The 19,152-nt window shown below is 59.5% G+C and carries 15 protein-coding genes; 9 read left to right on the plus strand and 6 right to left on the minus strand.

Features of this window, described 5'->3' with window-relative positions; all coding sequences use genetic code 11:
- Positions 1-98 precede the first annotated feature (98 nt).
- Positions 99-1,901: a sodium:proton antiporter gene (locus tag CKW15_RS12590; RefSeq protein WP_095057028.1), complete on the minus strand. Its 1,803-nt coding sequence runs from the start codon at positions 1,899-1,901 to the stop codon at positions 99-101.
- A 106-nt stretch (positions 1,902-2,007) separates the two neighbouring features.
- Between CKW15_RS12590 and xerD the strand changes: the two genes are divergently transcribed.
- The 6 genes from xerD to CKW15_RS12620 all read left to right on the plus strand — a co-directional run bounded on the left by xerD (position 2,008) and on the right by CKW15_RS12620 (position 8,688).
- Positions 2,008-2,904 carry a site-specific tyrosine recombinase XerD gene (xerD, locus tag CKW15_RS12595; RefSeq protein ID WP_095057029.1) on the plus strand — a complete coding sequence of 299 codons (897 nt, stop codon included), beginning with the start codon at positions 2,008-2,010 and terminating at the stop codon, positions 2,902-2,904.
- 185 nt (positions 2,905-3,089) lie between these two features.
- Positions 3,090-3,821, plus strand: a complete 732-nt coding sequence (dsbC, locus tag CKW15_RS12600) for a bifunctional protein-disulfide isomerase/oxidoreductase DsbC (protein WP_095057030.1) — start codon at positions 3,090-3,092, stop codon at positions 3,819-3,821.
- Between the two features lie 132 nt (positions 3,822-3,953).
- Positions 3,954-5,258 (plus strand): homoserine dehydrogenase, encoded by a 1,305-nt coding sequence (locus tag CKW15_RS12605; protein ID WP_095057031.1) that lies wholly within the window; start codon positions 3,954-3,956, stop codon positions 5,256-5,258.
- Positions 5,259-5,369: 111 nt separating this feature from the next.
- Complete coding sequence (gene thrC, locus CKW15_RS12610) at positions 5,370-6,779, plus strand: threonine synthase (RefSeq protein WP_095057032.1); 1,410 nt, start codon at positions 5,370-5,372, stop codon at positions 6,777-6,779.
- Between the two features lie 118 nt (positions 6,780-6,897).
- Positions 6,898-8,238: a transporter substrate-binding domain-containing protein gene (locus CKW15_RS12615; protein WP_095057033.1), complete on the plus strand. Its 1,341-nt coding sequence runs from the start codon at positions 6,898-6,900 to the stop codon at positions 8,236-8,238.
- Between the two features lie 162 nt (positions 8,239-8,400).
- Positions 8,401-8,688, plus strand: a complete 288-nt coding sequence (locus CKW15_RS12620; RefSeq protein ID WP_095057034.1) for a DUF3509 domain-containing protein — start codon at positions 8,401-8,403, stop codon at positions 8,686-8,688.
- Between the two features lie 179 nt (positions 8,689-8,867).
- On the opposite strand, the gene CKW15_RS12625 is transcribed toward CKW15_RS12620, so the two are convergent.
- Both CKW15_RS12625 and CKW15_RS12630 read right to left on the minus strand, forming a co-directional pair.
- Positions 8,868-9,836 (minus strand): TIGR02285 family protein, encoded by a 969-nt coding sequence (locus CKW15_RS12625; RefSeq protein WP_095057035.1) that lies wholly within the window; start codon positions 9,834-9,836, stop codon positions 8,868-8,870.
- The gene (locus tag CKW15_RS12630; RefSeq protein WP_095057036.1) at positions 9,790-10,989 is read right to left on the minus strand and encodes a CaiB/BaiF CoA-transferase family protein; all 1,200 of its coding nucleotides are present in this window, start codon (positions 10,987-10,989) and stop codon (positions 9,790-9,792) included. The genes CKW15_RS12625 and CKW15_RS12630 overlap by 47 nt, the downstream gene beginning before the upstream one ends.
- Positions 10,990-11,136: 147 nt before the next feature.
- Here CKW15_RS12630 and CKW15_RS12635 point away from each other — a divergent pair, with 147 nt between their 5' ends.
- The 3 genes from CKW15_RS12635 (at position 11,137) to CKW15_RS12645 (ending at position 14,874) form a co-directional block, all read left to right on the plus strand.
- Positions 11,137-11,679 carry a YaeQ family protein gene (locus CKW15_RS12635; RefSeq protein WP_095057037.1) on the plus strand — a complete coding sequence of 181 codons (543 nt, stop codon included), beginning with the start codon at positions 11,137-11,139 and terminating at the stop codon, positions 11,677-11,679.
- A 57-nt stretch (positions 11,680-11,736) separates the two neighbouring features.
- A complete protein-coding gene (gene recJ / locus CKW15_RS12640) occupies positions 11,737-13,446 on the plus strand; it encodes a single-stranded-DNA-specific exonuclease RecJ (RefSeq protein WP_095152173.1) in 1,710 nt (569 codons plus the stop codon).
- A gap of 321 nt (positions 13,447-13,767) precedes the next feature.
- Positions 13,768-14,874 (plus strand): NADH:flavin oxidoreductase/NADH oxidase, encoded by a 1,107-nt coding sequence (locus CKW15_RS12645; RefSeq protein ID WP_095057039.1) that lies wholly within the window; start codon positions 13,768-13,770, stop codon positions 14,872-14,874.
- Between the two features lie 66 nt (positions 14,875-14,940).
- On the opposite strand, the gene glpD is transcribed toward CKW15_RS12645, so the two are convergent.
- The 3 genes from glpD to glpK form a co-directional block, all read right to left on the minus strand.
- On the minus strand, positions 14,941-16,479 hold the full coding sequence (glpD, locus tag CKW15_RS12650; RefSeq protein WP_095057040.1) for a glycerol-3-phosphate dehydrogenase: 1,539 nt from the start codon (positions 16,477-16,479) through the stop codon (positions 14,941-14,943).
- A 260-nt stretch (positions 16,480-16,739) separates the two neighbouring features.
- Complete coding sequence (locus CKW15_RS12655) at positions 16,740-17,495, minus strand: DeoR/GlpR family transcriptional regulator (RefSeq protein WP_095057041.1); 756 nt, start codon at positions 17,493-17,495, stop codon at positions 16,740-16,742.
- Positions 17,496-17,589: 94 nt separating this feature from the next.
- Positions 17,590-19,095 carry a glycerol kinase GlpK gene (glpK, locus tag CKW15_RS12660; RefSeq protein WP_095057042.1) on the minus strand — a complete coding sequence of 502 codons (1,506 nt, stop codon included), beginning with the start codon at positions 19,093-19,095 and terminating at the stop codon, positions 17,590-17,592.
- Positions 19,096-19,152: the final 57 nt, after the last annotated feature.

Below are 19,152 nucleotides of genomic sequence, written 5' to 3' on the forward strand. Positions count from 1 at the left end.
TTGTTGCCTGCGATTTGGTGCCAGGTTGAAAAGATCGCAGCCTGCGGCAGCTCCTGCAGGTTGAATTCAGAGCTGCCGAAGGCTGCGATCTTTTGGATTTACTCCGACTCGGGCTGAATCAACGCCAGCAATGTCCAACCCGCCGAAGGCTTCAGTGTGCTGTCCGGTGTCACCACATGCACCCAGCCACTGTCGTCGCGTACGAACAGCAAGGTCGCCCGATCGCGATGCAGCGCGCGGTAATCGTCCCAGTTGAATCCCTCCTTCAATGTCGTGCTGTACAGCTCGGAGCCCTGACTCAATTGGCTCGCAAGCTTGGCGTAGGTCAGCGCCTCACTGCCCAGTTGATTGCCTCGGTGCTCCAGGCTGGTCCGGTGCTTGTCGGTGCGACGGCTTTCCTGGCCGCTGGCCAGGCCGAACATCCGCTGATGACCCAGCTCATGACGAAAGCGCATCAATGCCAGCGTGTTCATCTCACCGGACGGCGATAGCGCCAGAAGATGCCCCAGACCTACCAGGTCCAGATGGGCATCGGCGTGTTGTGAAGCCGGGTTGCCAAAGTAGGTCGGCAACCCTTCCATCCGCGCAGCCCGAATGTTTTCCCAGCTGGAGTCGGTCAACAGCACGCGACTGCCCAGTTGTTGCAGTGCTTTGCCCAGCGTGCGCGCAGGTCCGTTGGCGCCGATGATCAGAAATCCGCTCGGCGCCGGCTCCGCGACTTTCAACAAGCGCGCCAGTGGCCTCGCCGTAGCGCTTTGCAATACGACGGTGCCAATGATCACCGCGAACGTCAGCGGCACCAGCAGCAATGCACCTTGATGACCGGCCTCATGCAAGCGAATGGCGAAGATCGCCGACACGGCTGCCGCAACGATCCCCCGCGGGGCAATCCACGCCAACAGCGCACGTTCGCGCCAGTTCAGGCTCGATCCTGCGGTGCTGAGCAATACGTTCAGGGGGCGCGCAATGAACTGGATGATCAGCAGCAGTATGAGCACCAGCGGCCCGAGCCCGATCATCGCGTTCAGATCCAGTCGTGCCGCCAGCAAAATGAACAGGCCGGAGATCAGCAGGACGCTGAGGTTTTCCTTGAAGTGCAGGATGTGCCGAACATCCACGCCTTTCATGTTGGCCAGCCACATGCCCATGAGTGTCACGGCCAGCAATCCGGATTCGTGCGTGACTGCGTTGGACGCAATAAAAATCCCCAGAACAGCGGCGAGTGCTGCCAGGTTATGCAGGTATTCCGGCAGCCACTGGCGGCGTATCAGGGTACCGAGCAACCAGCCACCAAAAATCCCGAAGAGACTGCCACACAGAATCACGCCGCCGAAAGTCAGCAAGCTTTCTTTAATGCCATTACCTTCGGTGTTGGCAATGATGAAGCTATAGACGACTACCGCCAGCAGCGCGCCGATAGGATCGATGACAATCCCTTCCCAACGCAGGATGTTGGCGATCGAGGCTTTGGGTCGTACGACGCGCAACATGGGCACGATCACGGTCGGCCCGGTGACCAGCGTCAGGCTGCCGAAAAGTATCGACAGCATCCAGTCAAAACCCAGTAGCCAGTGCGTGGCGACGGCAATCACAATCCAGGTTGAGAGCGCGCCCAGTGTCACCAGTCGATGAACGACACTGCCGATCTCGCGCCATTCCGACAGATGCAGCGTCAGGCTGCCTTCAAACAGAATCAACGCCACCGCCAATGACACCAGTGGCATCAGCAGTGGGCCGAACATTTCCTGCGGGTCGAGCAAGTGCAACACCGGTCCGGCCAGAATCCCGGTCAGCAACAGAAAAAGAATTGCCGGCAGCTTCAGACGCCAGGCCAACCACTGACAGCCCAGTGCCGCCGCACCGATACCGCCAAACGCCAATAAGATTTGCTGCTCGCTCATGACTGCTCCCTGTTCCTTGAGATGCCAGCCTATGAAAGACTAGCGGCCGATTTCATGTCCATTTTAATTTTGTGCGCAGTCTGAAGGCTACGCGACTTGAGTGCCCATGCCTGCCATCGATCATCCACTGATAGATCAATTCCTTGATGCCCTGTGGCTGGAAAAAGGTCTTTCCGATAACACCCGCGATGCCTATCGCAGCGACTTGGCCCTGTTCAACGGCTGGTTGCAGGAAAAAGGCCTGGAACTGGCCAATGCGGGGCGGGAGTTGATTCTCGACCACCTGGCCTGGCGTCTCGAACAAAACTACAAGCCTCGATCCACCGCACGATTTCTCTCCGGTGTGCGTGGCTTTTATCGCTATCTATTGCGGGAAAAACTGATCTCGGTCGATCCCACCTTGCGCGTGGATATGCCGCAACTCGGTCGTCCGTTGCCCAAATCCTTGTCGGAAGCCGATGTAGAAGCACTGCTCAAAGCGCCGGATCTGAGCGAAGCCATCGGACAGCGTGATCGCGCCATGCTCGAGGTGTTGTATGCCTGCGGGCTGCGTGTGACGGAACTGATCAGCCTGACCCTGGAACAGGTCAATCTGCGCCAAGGGGTCTTGCGGGTGATGGGCAAGGGCAGCAAGGAGCGTCTGGTGCCAATGGGCGAGGAGGCGATTGTCTGGGTCGAGCGCTACATGCGTGATGCCCGTGGTGAACTGCTCGGCGGGCGTCCCAGCGATGTGTTGTTCCCCAGTCTGCGTGGCGAGCAAATGACCCGCCAGACCTTCTGGCACCGGATCAAGCACCAGGCCAAGGTGGCGGGGATCGGCAAGTCGCTGTCGCCGCACACCTTGCGCCATGCGTTTGCCACGCACTTGTTGAACCACGGTGCTGATTTGCGGGTGGTGCAGATGCTGTTGGGGCACAGCGATTTATCGACCACGCAGATTTATACCCACGTTGCCCGCGCCCGTTTGCAAGAGCTGCACGCCAAACACCATCCCCGCGGCTGACGACGTACAGGGAACATCATCCAGCTATGCGTCATGCGTCGAGCTCGTGTTGTCTGGCGACAGGTGCATTCGGCCACACCGGCCTTATGTGATAGGCTTTGCCGGTTTGCACGATGGGCGGTTATGACCCGGTGTTTCGGCACGGGTGTTCTGATCGTCCCATATGTTCGCCTTCAGGAGTTCTCATGCGTCTGACCCAGATTCTCGCTGCCGCCGCCATTGCGTTGGTCAGCACCTTTGCCGTCGCCGATGACGCGGCCGACAAAGCCATTCGTAAAAGCCTGGAAAACCTCCAGCTCGAAGTGCCGGTAGAAACCATTACACCCAGCCCGCTGCCGGGCCTGTACGAAGTCAAACTCAAGGGCAGCCGCGTTCTCTACGCCAGCGCCGACGGTCAGTACGTGGTTCAGGGCTATATGTTCCAGCTCAAGGACGGCACGCCGATCAACCTGACCGAGAAGACCGAGCGCCTGGGCATCTCCAAGCTGATCAACGCTATTCCGGTCGCTGAAACTGTGGTGTACCCGGCCATTGGCGAAACCAAATCGCACATCACCGTTTTCACCGACACCACCTGCCCGTACTGCCACAAGCTGCACGCCGAAGTGCCTGAGCTGAACAAGCGCGGCATTGAAGTGCGTTACATCGCGTTCCCGCGCCAGGGCCTGGGTTCGCCGGGTGACGAGCAGTTGCAAGCGGTGTGGTGCTCGAAAGACAAGAAAGCGGCCATGGACAAAATGGCTGAAGGCAAGGAAATCAAGGCCGCCAAGTGCGATAACCCGGTTTCCAAGCAGTTTGCCCTCGGTCAGTCGATTGGCGTGAACGGCACACCGGCCATCGTTTTGGCTGACGGTCAGGTCATTCCGGGCTACCAGCCTGCGCCACAAGTCGCCAAACTGGCGCTGGGCGCGAAGTAGATTCGCATCGTCACGGCCAGCCTTGACGAGCATGGTCCGGCAGCAACATCGCCGGGCCATTAATAGAGAGCCGCGAGCACGCGGTTGTTTCCACGGCCGGCCTTGAGTCGGTCGTTTTATGGGGAGTTCACAGTGAAACCGGTCAAAGTAGGCATCTGTGGGTTAGGAACCGTCGGTGGCGGTACCTTCAACGTACTTCAGCGCAACGCCGAGGAAATTGCTCGTCGTGCCGGGCGTGGGATCGAAGTGGCACAAATTGCCATGCGCACGCCAAAGCCTCAGTTCCAAACGACCGGTATTGCGATTACCAACGATGTCTTCGAAGTGGCCACGAACCCTGAGATCGACATCGTGATAGAGCTGATGGGCGGCTACACCGTTGCCCGCGAGCTGGTACTCAAGGCCATCGAGAATGGCAAGCATGTGGTCACCGCGAACAAGGCTCTGATTGCCGTTCACGGTAACGAAATTTTCGCCAAGGCTCGCGAGAAGGGCGTGATTGTCGCCTTCGAAGCGGCCGTGGCCGGTGGCATCCCGGTGATCAAGGCGATCCGTGAAGGCCTGTCCGCCAACCGCATCAACTGGGTGGCCGGCATCATCAACGGCACTGGCAACTTCATCCTTACGGAAATGCGCGAGAAGGGTCGCACCTTCGAAGACGTGTTGGCTGAAGCCCAGGCACTGGGTTACGCCGAGGCTGATCCGACCTTCGACGTCGAAGGCATCGACGCGGCCCACAAGCTGACGATCCTGGCTTCGATTGCGTTCGGCATTCCGCTGCAGTTCGAAAAGGCTTACACCGAAGGCATCACCAAACTGACCACCGCCGACGTGAACTACGCCGAAGCGCTGGGCTACCGCATCAAGCACCTGGGCGTGGCGCGCAGCACCGCGGCGGGTATTGAACTGCGCGTACACCCGACGCTGATTCCGGCTGATCGCCTGATCGCCAACGTCAACGGTGTGATGAACGCGGTGATGGTCAACGGCGATGCTGCCGGTTCGACCCTGTTCTACGGCGCTGGCGCCGGAATGGAGCCTACCGCTTCGTCGGTGATCGCCGACCTGGTGGACGTGGTTCGCGCCATGACGTCCGACCCGGAAAACCGCGTACCGCATCTGGCCTTCCAGCCGGATTCGCTGTCGGCTCACCCGATCCTGCCGATCGAAGCCTGCGAAAGCGCTTACTACCTGCGCATTCAGGCCAAGGACCATCCGGGCGTGTTGGCTCAGGTCGCGAGCATCCTCTCGGAGCGCGGCATCAACATTGAGTCGATCATGCAGAAGGAAGCCGAGGAACACGACGGCCTGGTGCCGATGATCCTGCTGACCCACCGCGTGCTGGAACAGCACATCAACGACGCCATCGCTGCTCTGGAAGCCCTGGCGGGTGTGGTCGGTCCGGTTGTACGGATCCGTGTCGAGCACCTGAACTAATTTAGAAGCAGCTGCAAGCCGTCAGCTGCAAGCTGCAAGCTAAAAGCCTCGGTGCTTTGAACTTGCAGCTTGAAGCTTGAAGCTTGAAGCCCAAACCGAAGGTTTGCCCCTATGCGCTACATCAGTACCCGCGGCCAGGCACCGGCCCTTAATTTCGAAGACGTCCTGCTGGCAGGTCTTGCCACCGACGGCGGTCTGTACGTCCCGGAAAACCTGCCACGTTTCACCCAGGAAGAAATCGCTTCCTGGGCCGGCCTGCCGTATCACGAGCTGGCTTTTCGCGTCATGCGCCCGTTCGTCACCGGCAGCATTCCGGACGCCGATTTCAAAAAGATTCTTGAAGAAACCTATGGCGTGTTCGCCCACAGCGCCGTTGCGCCGCTGCGTCAGCTGAACGGCAACGAATGGGTGCTGGAGCTGTTCCACGGCCCGACCCTGGCGTTCAAGGACTTCGCCCTGCAACTGCTGGGTCGTTTGCTCGATTACGTGCTGGAAAAGCGCGGCGAGCGCGTAGTGATCGTCGGTGCCACCTCCGGTGACACCGGCTCGGCCGCCATCGAAGGCTGCAAGCACTGCGAAAACGTCGACATCTTCATCCTGCACCCGCACAACCGTGTGTCTGAAGTGCAGCGTCGGCAGATGACCACCATTTTCGGTGAGAACATCCACAACATCGCCATCGAAGGTAACTTCGATGATTGCCAGGAAATGGTCAAGGCAAGCTTCGCCGACCAGAGTTTCCTCAAGGGCACGCGTCTGGTGGCGGTGAACTCGATCAACTGGGCGCGGATCATGGCCCAGATCGTTTACTACTTCCATGCATCCCTGCAGTTGGGCGGCCCGGCGCGTTCGGTGTCGTTCTCGGTGCCGACCGGCAACTTCGGCGACATCTTCGCCGGTTACCTGGCGCGCAACATGGGCCTGCCGATCAACCAGTTGATCGTCGCCACCAACCGCAACGACATCCTGCACCGCTTCATGAGCGGCAACCAGTACGTCAAGGACACCCTGCACGCCACGCTGTCGCCGTCGATGGACATCATGGTGTCGTCGAACTTCGAGCGCCTGCTGTTCGACCTGCACGGTCGCAATGGCGCGGCCATCGCCGGGCTGATGGATTCGTTCAAGCAGGGCGGTGGTTTCAGCGTTGAGCAAGAGCGCTGGACCGAAGCCCGCAAATTGTTCGACTCGTTGGCTGTGGATGACGCGCAAACGTGCGAAACCATCTCCGAAGTCTATGAGCAGACCGGTGAAGTGCTCGATCCGCACACTGCGATTGGTGTCAAAGCCGCGCGTGAATGCCGTCGCAGCCTGGACATTCCAATGGTGATCCTGGGCACTGCCCATCCGGTCAAATTCCCGGATGCCGTGGAAAAGGCCGGTGTAGGAAAAACGCTTGAACTGCCTGCACATCTTTCTGATTTGTTTGAGCGAGATGAGCGTTGCACCGTGTTGCCGAATGACCTGAAAGCCGTACAGGCCTTTGTCAGTCAGCATGGCAACCGTGGCAAGCCGTTGTAACGGTCAAAGCTGTCACATTTTGAAGCCCGTCTCCTGACGGGCTTTTTCATTTCTGCATGCACACTTGTCGTGTTGTCGCCCAGAAAGGAAGGGCGAGTCGATCACGAAGGATGTGGCAATGCTGTTTTCAAAAGGGGTCAAACCGGCCGCGTACTGGCTGTTTCTGCTCGCAATCATGGGCATCGGCCAATGGGGTATTGCGGCGCCGATGGACATGCACGAGCGCGATGCGACGATCACGCTGGATGCGCAGGAGTTGCAGTGGATCGCCACTCACCCGCGCGTCGTCGTCACGGCGCTGGATTATCCGTTGTACCTGTTCAAGGACAAGCAGGGTCAATGGAGCGGCTTGCACTTTGATGTACTCAAGCGCATCAGCGTGATGACGGGGGTGCAGTTCGTTTTCGAAGAGTCGTTCTCTACCGATCAGATGCTGGTGAAACTGGAAAATGGCGGGGCGGACTTGAGCTCAATGCTGTCGATGAACGACGAGCGCAAGACGTTGCTGGATTTCAGTCATGCGTTTGGTGGTGCCGGTTGGGTATTTGTCGGGCGAGTCGGGGCGCCACGGGTGCAATCGCTGGAAGAACTGGCGAAACGGGTGCTGGTGCTGCCGGCCCGGCATGCATTGGAAGCGGCGATCCGTCGCGACTACCCGGCCATTGAGGTGCGTACGGTGAAAACCAACGCCGAGGCACGTGCCTGGGTGGAAAGCGGTGACGCCTACGCCACCATCGAAAATGAAGTTGGAGCGCAGCTCTATCCATCCGGGCTGTTGCAGGTCGGTGCGGTGGTGCCGGGCATATGGGACGCGGATTACCTGTCGGTACGCAAGGGGCAACCGCAATTGTTGAGCATCCTGAACAAGGCCCTGAATGCGTTTCCTCCAGAAGAGTTACGTGTCATTCGCCTGAAGTGGTTCAGTGGCGTCACGCCATCCAAGGTGCCCGGTCTGTGGCAAACACTGCGCCACTGGGTCTGCGAAGGCATCGTTATCGCCAGCGTATTCGGCCTGTTGTCGCTGCTGTGGAACCGGCGTTTGACAGTGCTGGTCAGACAGCGGTTCGAGGCCGAAAAAAGCCTCAGTGATCAACTCGCCTTCCAGCACGCATTACTGGATGCCATGCCTGATCCAATGTTTGTCCGTGACCTGCAAGGGCGATTGGTGATGTGCAACAAAAGTTATGAGGAGGTGTTGTCGACCCGGTTTGATCAGGTTCAAGGTCGACAGTTGATCGAAGTCGACGTCTTGCCGAAACGCACCGCTGAACTTCTGCATGCCGAATTCATGAGCCAGCTGGAAACACGCCGGACTCGCTTTATTGAGCGTCAATTGAGGTTCAAGGACGGTATCAGGGATGTTTACCAGTGGACGGTGCCGTTTTATGGTGCAGACGGGCAGTTGCGAGGATTGCTGGGCGGTTGGGCTGAAATCGATCGACGAAGCCGACAGGCGTGACGGCAGCGTTTTTTCTCTGTCATGTTCGCCGTGCATGCTCACTTGAGCTGATTCGCGGGTGCGCCTTGCGGTCAGTCTCCAGAACTTTCTTCTCGGGTCCGTGGTCATTTATTGCAGGCACGCCCAAGGCACGTTGTTTCGGACTATTGAGTGGTGATCGGGATGGAAAGTATCAGTCTGTTGCTCGGTGAGGCGCTGAGCCCGTATCAAGTCACAATGACCCCTTCAGGCATTCATGGCGAATGCCTGGTAACCCTGAAGAATTCGATGGGCGCCACGGTCGTCAAGCGAGCGTTCAATCAGGCCCAGTTGAACGACAAGCGCTTGCTGACGGACGTGGTCGATGGATTGCATCGCGACGTGCTGATTGCGGAGGGACGCCTGGAGCCCTGTGTCATCGCAGCGTTGCGCAATGCTGCCCAGGACAAGTTGATGGCCAGCCGCAATTGACGGGATTTCGCTGGGAACCTTCCTGCGCGCAGGTCAGTCAGATCGGGTAATAGCAGGATCAAGCATTGTGCTCCGGTGCTTGTAGCTTGCTACTACGGGTCTTTATGTAGGCCACGTTTAACCCCGAGTAGTCTTCCCACTGCTCGGGGTTTCTTTTTGCCTTTTTGCCCGCGATTTATTCACTGTCCGGCCTGTTGCTCAAAAAACTCTTTGGCAGCCTTCAGGTAATCGCTGCGGCTTTCCGGATCGAGCCAGGCCGCGTACGCCTCGCTCAATGGCTCGCGGGGCAGGGCGCGTAGCAGTCGATTGATCTCGATAATCGCCTGTCGGCCCTGTGGTGTGTCGGTGCAGCCGATGTAGCCTGACAGGTACTTACCCGTGCCGCGAATCGGGTAGAACTGCAATTCATCTTCTGCGATCCCCTCCTGCTGCGCCTGGTAACGAATTTCCGGACGATAACCCAACAGCACTTGCAAGCGCCCCAGGCGTTGCATTTGCAGCAGGCTGCCCAAAGCGTCGTTGCCGTAATGCAGCGCAAGTGACTTGGTCGGTGCTTGTTTCAGGAGTGCGTCGAGGTACTCGCCGTAGTTGCGCTCGGCAACAATCCCCAGCGTGACGCTGCCGGTCGCCAAGAGGGTCGACAGGTCCACCTCGCCGTCCTTGATGAACGGGGTCAACACGTCGCGATCAGCACGCCGCACGGCCAGACCATTGCTCATGGCGCGAAAGACCGGGGTGGAAAACACGATCCAGGTTTCGCGCTCCTTGCTCCAGTTCAGCGCCGCATCACACGTGAACGTTGACTCATGGAGCATCTGCAGGCCGCGTGCGCGATTGACCCTCATCACGCTGTGTTGGTATTGAGGCATGCCGGCAATCAATTGCGTTAACAGCTGATCGATGACGCCCTGATCCTTTTTCGGTCCTTCGAAAATGAACAGCGGCGGCAAATCGCGCTTGAGCCAGATCAGGGTTTCCGTGGGTTGCGCCAGCGTCGAGGGAGGCAGGACGCTGATCAGGAGCACGCCCGCCATAGCGCACATCGCCGGTCCGTTTCGCCACCGGCAGTGCTTGATGACTCGCGCAAACAGACGCTTAAGCTCAGATGGCCCCGTCTTTGCGCAGTTGTGTGATCTGCGACGCGTCATAGCCAAGTTCCTGGAGTACCTGCGCGTTGTGCTCGCCCAGTTGTGGCCCGACCCATTCACAATCACCGGGTGTCTCAGAGAGTTTCGGCACAATTCCCGGCATCTTGAAATCTTTGCCATCCGGCAGCTTGGCTTGCAGGAACATTTCCCGGGCGAGGTACTGCGGATCGCTGAACATGTCTTCGGCACTGAAGATCCGGCTGGCGGGTACTTCGGCTTGATTCAAACGTTCGATGACAGTGTCCAGGGGCAGCGAGTTGACCCAGCGATCGATGACCCCGTAAAGCTCATCGCGGCGGTTATCACGGCCATCGTTGCTGGCAAGTAGAGGATCGTTGGCCAGGTCTTCGCGGCCAATGATCAGCATGAAGCGTTTGAAGATCGCGTCGCCGTTCGCGCCGATCTGCACGTGCTTGCCGTCAGCGCTGGTGTGGATCGAAGACGGGGTGATTCCAGGCATGATGTTGCCGGTGCGTTCGCGGATGAACCCGAACACGTCGAATTCCGGGACCATGCTTTCCATCATGGCGAAGATCGCTTCGTACAGCGCTACATCGACCACCTGGCCCTGGCCACCGTTGACCTCGCGATGACGCAGGGCCATCAGCGCGCCGATCACGCCCCAGAGCGCGGCAATCGAGTCGCCGATGGAAATCCCGGTGCGCACCGGTGGTCGGTCCTCAAAACCGGTGATGTAGCGCAGGCCGCCCATGGATTCACCCACGGCGCCGAAACCAGGCTGGTCTTTCATCGGGCCGGTCTGGCCGAAGCCCGAGAGCCGCACCATCACCAGTTTCGGGTTGAGCGCGTGCAGGACATCCCAGCCGAGACCGAGTTTTTCCAGTACGCCGGGGCGAAAGTTCTCGATCAGGATGTCCGCTTCGCTCAGGAGTTTTTTCAGGATCGCCAGGCCCTCAGGATGTTTCAGGTTCAGCGTCAGGGACTTTTTGTTGCGTGCCTGAACGAACCACCACAACGAGGTGCCTTCATACAGCTTGCGCCACTTGCGCAGCGGATCGCCGCCATCCGGGGATTCGATCTTGATCACGTCCGCACCGAATTCAGCGCAAATGCGCGACGCAAAGGGGCCGGCAATCAAAGTGCCCAATTCGATGACTTTCAGACCTGAGAGCGGTTTTGCGGTGAGCGGCATGCTGGTTCCTGTAGGACAAAGATTGAGCGAGTACAGCGTTTTAACATAGCCGACTATCAGGCGCTCAAGGTTGATCACCATCAATTCGTGGATTGCCTGCCGCATCGGTTAGACTTGCCGCCTTTCCCCGTATCAAGAAGCCCGTACATGGCCCAGCCGTCCACGACCTACAAGTTTGAACTGAACCTCACCGACCTCGACCGCAGCGTCTACGAGAGTGTCAAGCAAACCATCGCCCGCCACCCATCGGAAACCGAAGAGCGCATGACCGTGCGCCTGCTGGCCTACGCCCTCTGGTACAACGAGCATCTGTCGTTTGGTCGTGGTCTGTCGGACGTGGATGAACCGGCCTTGTGGGAAAAAAGCCTGGATGACCGTGTCCTGCACTGGATCGAAGTCGGCCAGCCCGATGCCGACCGCCTGACCTGGTGCTCGCGCCGTACCGAACGCACCAGTCTGCTGGCCTATGGCAGCCTGCGCGTCTGGGAAGGCAAGGTGATCCCGGCGATCAAGAACCTGAAAAACGTCCACATCGCGGCGGTCCCTCAGGAAGTCCTGGAGACCCTGGCCAAAGACATGCCTCGCGTCATCAAGTGGGACGTGATGATCAGCGAAGGGACGATTTTCGTCACCGACGACCGTGGTCAGCATGAAGTCCAGCTGCAATGGTTGTCGGGCGAGCGCGGCTGAGTCCTCGCCGTTCCTGCGGTTTTACCCTACTTCATCAAGAGAAGCCCCTGTCACCCCATGCGCATCGAACCCCGCCAGCTGCCCGACACCCTGCCATTCCTCGGTGATATTCCGCCGCTGCTGACCCGCCTGTATGCAGCGCGGGGCGTGCAGTCTGAAGCCGAGCTGGATAAAAGCCTGGCGCGACTGATTCCGTTCCAGAAGCTCAAAGGCATCGAAGCGGCCGTGGACTTGTTGGTGACCGCGCTCGAACAGCGTCAACGGATTCTGATCGTCGGCGACTTTGACGCTGACGGTGCGACGGCCAGTACCGTGGGGACATTGGGTTTGCGTTTGCTGGGGGCGGCACATGTCGACTACCTGGTGCCGAATCGCTTCGATTACGGCTACGGCCTGACACCGGAAATCGTTGCCGTGGCGCTGGAGCGCCAGCCGCAGTTGCTGATCACCGTGGACAACGGTATCTCCAGCGTCGAAGGCGTGGCGGCGGCGAAACAGGCCGGGCTTAACGTGCTGGTCACCGATCACCACTTGCCCGGCGACGAACTGCCGCTGGCCGATGCCATCGTCAATCCGAACCAGCCCGGTTGCGAGTTCCCGAGCAAGGCGTTGGCGGGTGTCGGGGTGATTTTCTATGTGCTGATGGCCTTGCGTGCGCGATTGCGCGAGCTCGGCTGGTACGCGAACAAGCCGCAGCCGAACATCGGCGAATTGCTTGATCTGGTGGCTTTGGGAAGCGTCGCCGACGTGGTGCCGCTGGATGCCAACAACCGGATTCTGGTGCACCAGGGCCTGGAGCGCATTCGTGCCGGACGCGCCCGACCGGGGATCAAGGCGATCCTCGAAGTGGCCAAGCGTGACCACACGCGCATCACGTCGACCGACCTGGGCTTCATCGTCGGCCCGCGCCTGAACGCGGCGGGGCGTCTGGACGACATGAGCCTGGGCATCGAATGCCTGCTGACCGACGACGCCGGGCTGGCTCGCGAAATGGCGGCTCAACTGGATGGCATGAACCAGGACCGCAAATCCATCGAGCAAGGCATGCAGCGTGAAGCGCTGGCGCAGCTCAAGGATTTGCCCGTGGAGTCGATGCCGTTCGGCTTGTGCCTGTTCGATCCCGAGTGGCATCAGGGCGTCATCGGTATCCTCGCCTCTCGCATGAAAGAGCGTTACTTCCGGCCGACCATTGCTTTCGCCGATGCGGGCGATGGTTTGCTCAAGGGGTCGGGGCGTTCGGTCCAGGGCTTTCATATCCGCGATGCCCTGAGCGTGGTGGCGGCGCAGCATCCGAACCTGATCACCAAGTACGGTGGTCATGCGATGGCCGCCGGCCTGACGCTGCCGGAAGCGAATTTTCCGCTGTTCGCCGAAGCCTTTGACGCTGAAGTGCGTCGGCAATTGCGCGAAGAAGACCTGACCGGGCGCTTGCTGTCGGACGGCACGCTGGCGGTGGAAGAGTTTCATCTGGAACTGGCCCGCGCCCTGCGCCATGCCGGTCCTTGGGGGCAGCATTTCCCGGAGCCGTTGTTTCACGGCGTGTTCCAGTTGGTCGAGCAGCGCGTCGTAGGCGAACGGCATCTTAAAGTCGTCCTCAAGAGCGAGTGCGGCTCGGTCAAGCTCGATGGCATCGCATTCGGGATCGACCGCGACATCTGGCCGAATCCGACCATCAAATGGGTGGAATTGGCCTACAAGCTCGACCTCAACGAGTTTCGCGGAAACGAGACGGTTCAACTGATGATTGCCCACATCGAACCGCGATAGCTTTTTTGTGGCGAGGGAGCTTGCTCCCGCTGGGCGGCGCAGCCGCCCCAAAACCTGCCACTGCGATTGGGTGTGCTTTGCACACCAACGGGAGCAAGCTCCCTCGCCACAGGGGACGCATTGGACGCTGATTGGAGGTGTTTCATTCTTGAACCCTCCCTGATCTTGCGATGTCGACTAGGCTCTAAGCACTGCTTGATTATCCTTGTGACGTTTTGTCCATTTTTTGCCCGCGGGGGCGGGTGCTGTAGCTTTTTCCTGTCACTCGTCGACTTTTCAAACAGAACCCTGGAGCCTGCCCACTGATTCGAGAGGTGCCCCATGAGTCTGCTGCTTGAACCCTATACCCTTCGCCAATTGATCTTGCCCAACCGCGTCGCGGTCTCGCCGATGTGCCAATACTCAAGTGCCGACGGCCTGGCCAATGACTGGCACCTGGTCCACCTCGGCAGCCGCGCGGTCGGCGGGGCCGGGCTGGTGTTTACCGAAGCCACGGCGATCACGGCCGATGGGCGCATCACCGCACAGGACCTTGGCCTGTGGAGCGATGAACAGATCGAGCCTTTGCAACGCATCACTCGCTTCATCGCGGCGCAAGGCGCCGTGGCCGGTATTCAACTGGCCCATGCCGGTCGCAAGGCCAGTACCTACAGACCGTGGCTGGGCAAGCACGGCAGCGTCAAACCCGACGAGGGTGGCTGGGTTCCGGTCGGCCCTTCACCGATTGCTTTCGATCCCCAGCACACCCAGCCCAAGCAGCTGGATGAAGGCGAGATCGCGACGATCATTCAGGCGTTTGTCGATGCGGCCAAACGCTCGCTGACCGCGGGCTTCAAGGTGGTCGAGATCCATGCAGCCCATGGTTATCTGCTGCATCAGTTTCTTTCGCCCTTGAGCAACCAACGCCGTGATCAGTACGGCGGTTCGTTTGAAAACCGCATCCGATTGGTGTTGCAGGTCACCGAGGCGGTGCGTGCGGCGTGGCCCGAAGAGTTGCCGGTGTTTGTCCGCGTCTCGGCGACCGACTGGGTGGAGGACGGTTGGAATCCGGATGAAACCGTGGAGCTGGCCCGTCGCCTGAAAGACCTGGGTGTGGACTTGATCGATGTATCGTCGGGCGGCACGGCGGTGAACGCTGAAATCCCCACGGGGCCCGGCTATCAGACCCGATTCGCCGAGCGCGTGCGCAAAGAGTCAGGCATCGCCACCGGTACCGTCGGCATGATTACCGAGCCGGCCCAGGCCGAGCACATTCTGCGCACCTGCCAGGCGGATATCATTTTCCTGGCGCGTGAATTGTTGCGCGATCCGTACTGGGCGCTGCATGCGGATGACGATCTGGGCGGACGCAAGGCGGTCTGGCCGGCACAGTATCAACGGGCGACCCATCGCGAGCAGCCGATTCACGAGTCGGACCTGCGCGACTGAATCCATCGACATGAAAAAGCCCCTGAATCGTGAGATTCAGGGGCTTTCGTTTGTCCGGATATTTGATCAGGCGGCTTGGATCTTGCTGCGGTTCTGCTCGACCTTGTTCAGGTAGTCCTTGAGTTTTTCCTGCTCCTCCGCCGTTGTGAACAAGCCGAGTTTGCTGCGACGCCACAGAATATCGTGGGCGGTGGTGGCCCATTCTTCGCTGCACAGGTAATCGACTTCGCGGGTGTAGAGACCGCCGCCGATGTGTTCGCCCAGATCCCTCAGACTCTCAACGCCCTCGAGCATGCGCCAGGTGCGGCTGCCGTAGGTCGTGGCCCAGCGGCGTGCGATTTCACTCGGGACCCAGTCGAACTGGTCGCGAATGCGCGAGCTCAAGGCTTGTGGCGTGGTCATGTCTTCACCGCCCGGCAGCGTGGCGCTGGCGGTCCAGCTCGGCTGGATGTGCTTGAAGTACGGTGCAAGTTGCGCCAGCGCCGACTCGGCGAGTTTGCGGTAGGTGGTGAGCTTGCCGCCGAACACCGACAGCAACGGTGCCTCTTCACCGGCGCCGGACAGCGCGAGGGTGTAGTCGCGAGTCACGGCGGACGGGTTATCGGATTCGTCGTTGCACAGCGGCCGCACGCCGGAATAGCTGTGCAGGATATCGTCGCGGCCGATCTGTTTTTTGAAGTGGGCGTTGACCACGTTCAACAGGTAATCGGTCTCGCCGTCGGTGATTGCCACGTTCGCCGGATCGCCGGTGTACTCGCGGTCAGTGGTGCCGATCAGGGTGAAGTGGTTCAGGTATGGAATGGTGAACACGATACGCTGATCTTCGTTTTGCAGGATGTGCGCGTGTTCGCCTTCGTACAGCTTCGGCACGATCAGGTGGCTGCCCTGAATCAGGCGGATGCCATACGGCGATTCCATTTTCAGATCGTCGCGAATGAACTTGGCGACCCATGGGCCGGCGGCGTTCACCAGAGCCTTGGCACGGATCGAAAAAAGGCTGCCGTCGGCGCGCTCCAGGTGCAAGTGCCACAGGCCTTTGACGCGACGCGCACTGACGCAACGGGTTTGAGTGTGAACGTGGGCGCCTTTTTCCCGGGCCGCCATGGCGTTCAACACCACCAGACGTGCATCGTCGACCCAGCAATCGGAGTATTCGAAGCCTTTGGTGATCTCGCTTTTGAGCGCGCTGTCCGGGCCGAATTTCAGGCTTTTCGAACCTTGCAGTTGCTCGCGCTTGCCGAGGTTGTCATACAGGAACAAACCGGCGCGGATCATCCAGGCCGGGCGCAGGTGCGGGCGGTGTGGCAGCACGAAACGCATTTGCTTGACGATGTGCGGCGCCTTGGCCAGCAGCACTTCGCGCTCAGCCAGGGCTTCGCGCACGAGGCGGAATTCGTAATGTTCCAGGTAACGCAGTCCACCGTGGATCAGCTTGCTGCTGGCCGAGGAGGTGTGGCTGGCCAAATCATCCTTTTCGCAAAGGAACACCGACAGCCCGCGGCCGGCAGCATCCGCTGCGATCCCCACGCCATTGATCCCGCCACCGATGACGGCGATATCGTAGACCTCGGAAAGAGGGGGCGTAGGCAAGGTGGAAGTGGGCATCGGCTCGGGCCTCGGAATTCTTGATGTTCTGTATTTGAATTCGAACATTAATGTTCATTTGCGAAAATACTAGCCCATAAAGACGCGCGCAGCCAGCCGGCTTCGATTGAAAATACTCATCGAAGGGCCGTTAAAGGAAAATTTACGAACATTGTATGGCGGGGGGATTGATTGTAGGAGCCGGCTTGCTGGCGATGGCGCCCTTGAGTACGCCATCGCCAGCAAGCCGGCTCCTACAGGTTGTTTAACTGCCTTCGGCGTTAAACAACTTCCAGCCGAACCTTGTGCTGGTTCAACAACTGCGCAAGCGCCGGAGAAGGCTGCTGATCGGTCACCAGGCAATCGACCAGGCTGATCGGCCCCAGGCGAATCATGGCGTTGCGCCCGAATTTGCTGGAGTCGGCCGCCAGGATCACTTGGCGAGCGTTGGCGATGATCGCCTGGGACACCCGCACTTCCTGATAATCGAAGTCCAGCAGACTGCCGTCTTCATCGATGCCGCTGATCCCGACCAAGGCGAAGTCGACTTTGAACTGGTTGATGAAGTCGACGCTGGCCTGGCCCACGACACCTCCGTCGCGGCGCACGTTGCCACCGGTCAACAGCACGTCAAAGTCGTCTTTGGCGCTGAGCATCGAGGCGACATGCAGGTTGTTGGTGATGATCTTCAGGTGATTGTGATCGAGCAGTGCGCGGGCAATGGATTCGGTGGTCGTGCCGATGTTGATGAACAACGAGGCATGGTCGGGAATCTGCGCGGCAATGGCTTCGGCAATACGTTGCTTTTCATCGCGCATTTGATCGGCGCGCATGGCATAGGCAGTGTTTTCGACACTGGAGTCGTACGCCGCGCCGCCGTGGTAGCGACGCAACAAATTGGCTTCCGCGAGCTGATTGATATCGCGGCGGATAGTCTGCGGAGTAACAACGAACAGCGTGGCCATTTCCTCGATGCTGACATAGCCGCGTTCGCGGACCAGTTCGAGGATTTGTTGCTGACGGGGAGGCAGATTCATGGGGCGTCCTTTGGGCTGCCGTGCAAAATTTTCCCATGATGCCGCAGGAATCCGCTCCCTGCCAGTTACTACAGAGACGAGTCAGCGTCTTTGCTTATTCAGCCTCGTCTTCAGCTGCCCAATCGCGGGTTCGGCTGACGGCTTTTTTCCAGCCAGCGTAGAGTTTTTCCTTCGCTTTTTCGTCAAGGGTTGGCTCGAACTGACGTTCGATCACAGCCTTGCCGCGCAACTCTTCCAGGCTGCCCCAGAAGCCACACGCCAGACCCGCCAGGTAAGCGGCGCCCAATGCTGTGGTTTCGCGCATTTGCGGGCGCTCGACTTGGGTGCCAAGGATATCGGCCTGGAACTGCATCAGGAAATTGTTCGCCACTGCACCGCCGTCCACGCGCAGGGCCTTGAGGCGTTCGCCGGAGTCTTGCTGCATGGCATCGAGCACGTCGCGGGTCTGGTAGGCGATCGATTCCAGAGCTGCACGGATGATGTGATCCACACGCACGCCGCGGGTCAGGCCGAACAATGCGCCACGGGCATACGGGTCCCAGTACGGAGCACCCAGACCGGTGAAGGCCGGCACCAGGTACACGCCATTGCTGTCCTTGACCTTGTTGGCAAAGTATTCGGTGTCGTGGGCGTCGTTGATGATCTTCAACTCATCGCGCAGCCACTGCACCGTGGAACCACCGTTGAACACCGCGCCTTCCAGCGCGTAGGCCACTTCGCCGCGTGGGCCGCAGGCGATGGTGGTCAGCATGCCGTGTCGGGATTTCACCGCTTTGTCACCGGTGTTCATCAACAGGAAGCAACCGGTGCCATAGGTGTTTTTCGCCTGGCCGGGCTCGACGCACATCTGGCCGAACAGGGCGGCCTGCTGGTCGCCGGCGATGCCGCCGATGGCGATGCCGCTTTTGGTACGGCCGTAAATTTCCGAGGACGATTTAACTTCCGGCAGCATTTCCCGCGGGATATCCAGCACCTCCAGCATCTTCGCATCCCATTCCAGGGTGTGGATGTTGAAGAGCATGGTGCGCGAAGCGTTGGTGTAGTCGGTGACGTGCACCTTACCGCCAGTAAATTTCCAGATCAGCCAGCTGTCGACGGTGCCGAACAGCAACTCGCCGTTGCGCGCACGCTCACGGCTGCCTTCGACGTTGTCGAGAATCCACTTGAGTTTGGTGCCGGAGAAGTACGGGTCGGTGACCAGGCCGGTCGTGTCGCTGATGTATTGCTCGTGGCCATCGCGCTTGAGTTGCTGGCAGATCTCCGTGCTGCGACGGCACTGCCAGACGATGGCGTTGTAGATCGGGCGGCCGGTGTTCTTGTCCCACACCACCGTGGTTTCGCGCTGGTTGGTGATGCCGATGGCAGCCACCTGGTCATGGTGCAAGCCGGCTTGAGCCAGGGCCTCGACCATCACGGCGCTTTGGGTGGCGAAGATTTCCATCGGGTCATGTTCGACCCAGCCGGCTTGCGGGTAATGCTGTGCGAACTCCCGTTGGGCGGTGCAGACCACGTTCGCATCGCGGTCGAAAATAATCGCGCGGGAGCTGGTCGTACCCTGATCGAGGGCAATGATGTAGTTCTTATTCTGAATGTCGGTCATGTCGATTGCCTTGGACGAAATAAGGGAGTGAAGTCTGGCGCGCAATCAAAAGGGCAG

Source organism: Pseudomonas sp. Irchel s3b5, assembly GCF_900187435.1.
Taxonomy (GTDB): domain Bacteria; phylum Pseudomonadota; class Gammaproteobacteria; order Pseudomonadales; family Pseudomonadaceae; genus Aquipseudomonas.

Excerpts from the sequence above, each read along its gene's own strand:
- recJ (WP_095152173.1), top strand. The coding sequence starts at position 11,737 with ATGCGCATCGAACCCCGCCAGCTGCCCGACACCCTGCCATTCCTCGGT.
- thrC (WP_095057032.1), top strand. The coding sequence starts at position 5,370 with ATGCGCTACATCAGTACCCGCGGCCAGGCACCGGCCCTTAATTTCGAA.
- CKW15_RS12625 (WP_095057035.1), bottom strand. The coding sequence starts at position 9,836 with ATGACGCGTCGCAGATCACACAACTGCGCAAAGACGGGGCCATCTGAG.
- glpD (WP_095057040.1), bottom strand. The coding sequence starts at position 16,479 with ATGCCCACTTCCACCTTGCCTACGCCCCCTCTTTCCGAGGTCTACGAT.
- CKW15_RS12655 (WP_095057041.1), bottom strand. The coding sequence starts at position 17,495 with ATGAATCTGCCTCCCCGTCAGCAACAAATCCTCGAACTGGTCCGCGAA.
- CKW15_RS12615 (WP_095057033.1), top strand. The coding sequence starts at position 6,898 with ATGCTGTTTTCAAAAGGGGTCAAACCGGCCGCGTACTGGCTGTTTCTG.
- dsbC (WP_095057030.1), top strand. The coding sequence starts at position 3,090 with ATGCGTCTGACCCAGATTCTCGCTGCCGCCGCCATTGCGTTGGTCAGC.
- xerD (WP_095057029.1), top strand. The coding sequence starts at position 2,008 with ATGCCTGCCATCGATCATCCACTGATAGATCAATTCCTTGATGCCCTG.
- CKW15_RS12620 (WP_095057034.1), top strand. The coding sequence starts at position 8,401 with ATGGAAAGTATCAGTCTGTTGCTCGGTGAGGCGCTGAGCCCGTATCAA.
- CKW15_RS12635 (WP_095057037.1), top strand. The coding sequence starts at position 11,137 with ATGGCCCAGCCGTCCACGACCTACAAGTTTGAACTGAACCTCACCGAC.
- CKW15_RS12590 (WP_095057028.1), bottom strand. The coding sequence starts at position 1,901 with ATGAGCGAGCAGCAAATCTTATTGGCGTTTGGCGGTATCGGTGCGGCG.
- CKW15_RS12645 (WP_095057039.1), top strand. The coding sequence starts at position 13,768 with ATGAGTCTGCTGCTTGAACCCTATACCCTTCGCCAATTGATCTTGCCC.
- CKW15_RS12630 (WP_095057036.1), bottom strand. The coding sequence starts at position 10,989 with ATGCCGCTCACCGCAAAACCGCTCTCAGGTCTGAAAGTCATCGAATTG.
- glpK (WP_095057042.1), bottom strand. The coding sequence starts at position 19,095 with ATGACCGACATTCAGAATAAGAACTACATCATTGCCCTCGATCAGGGT.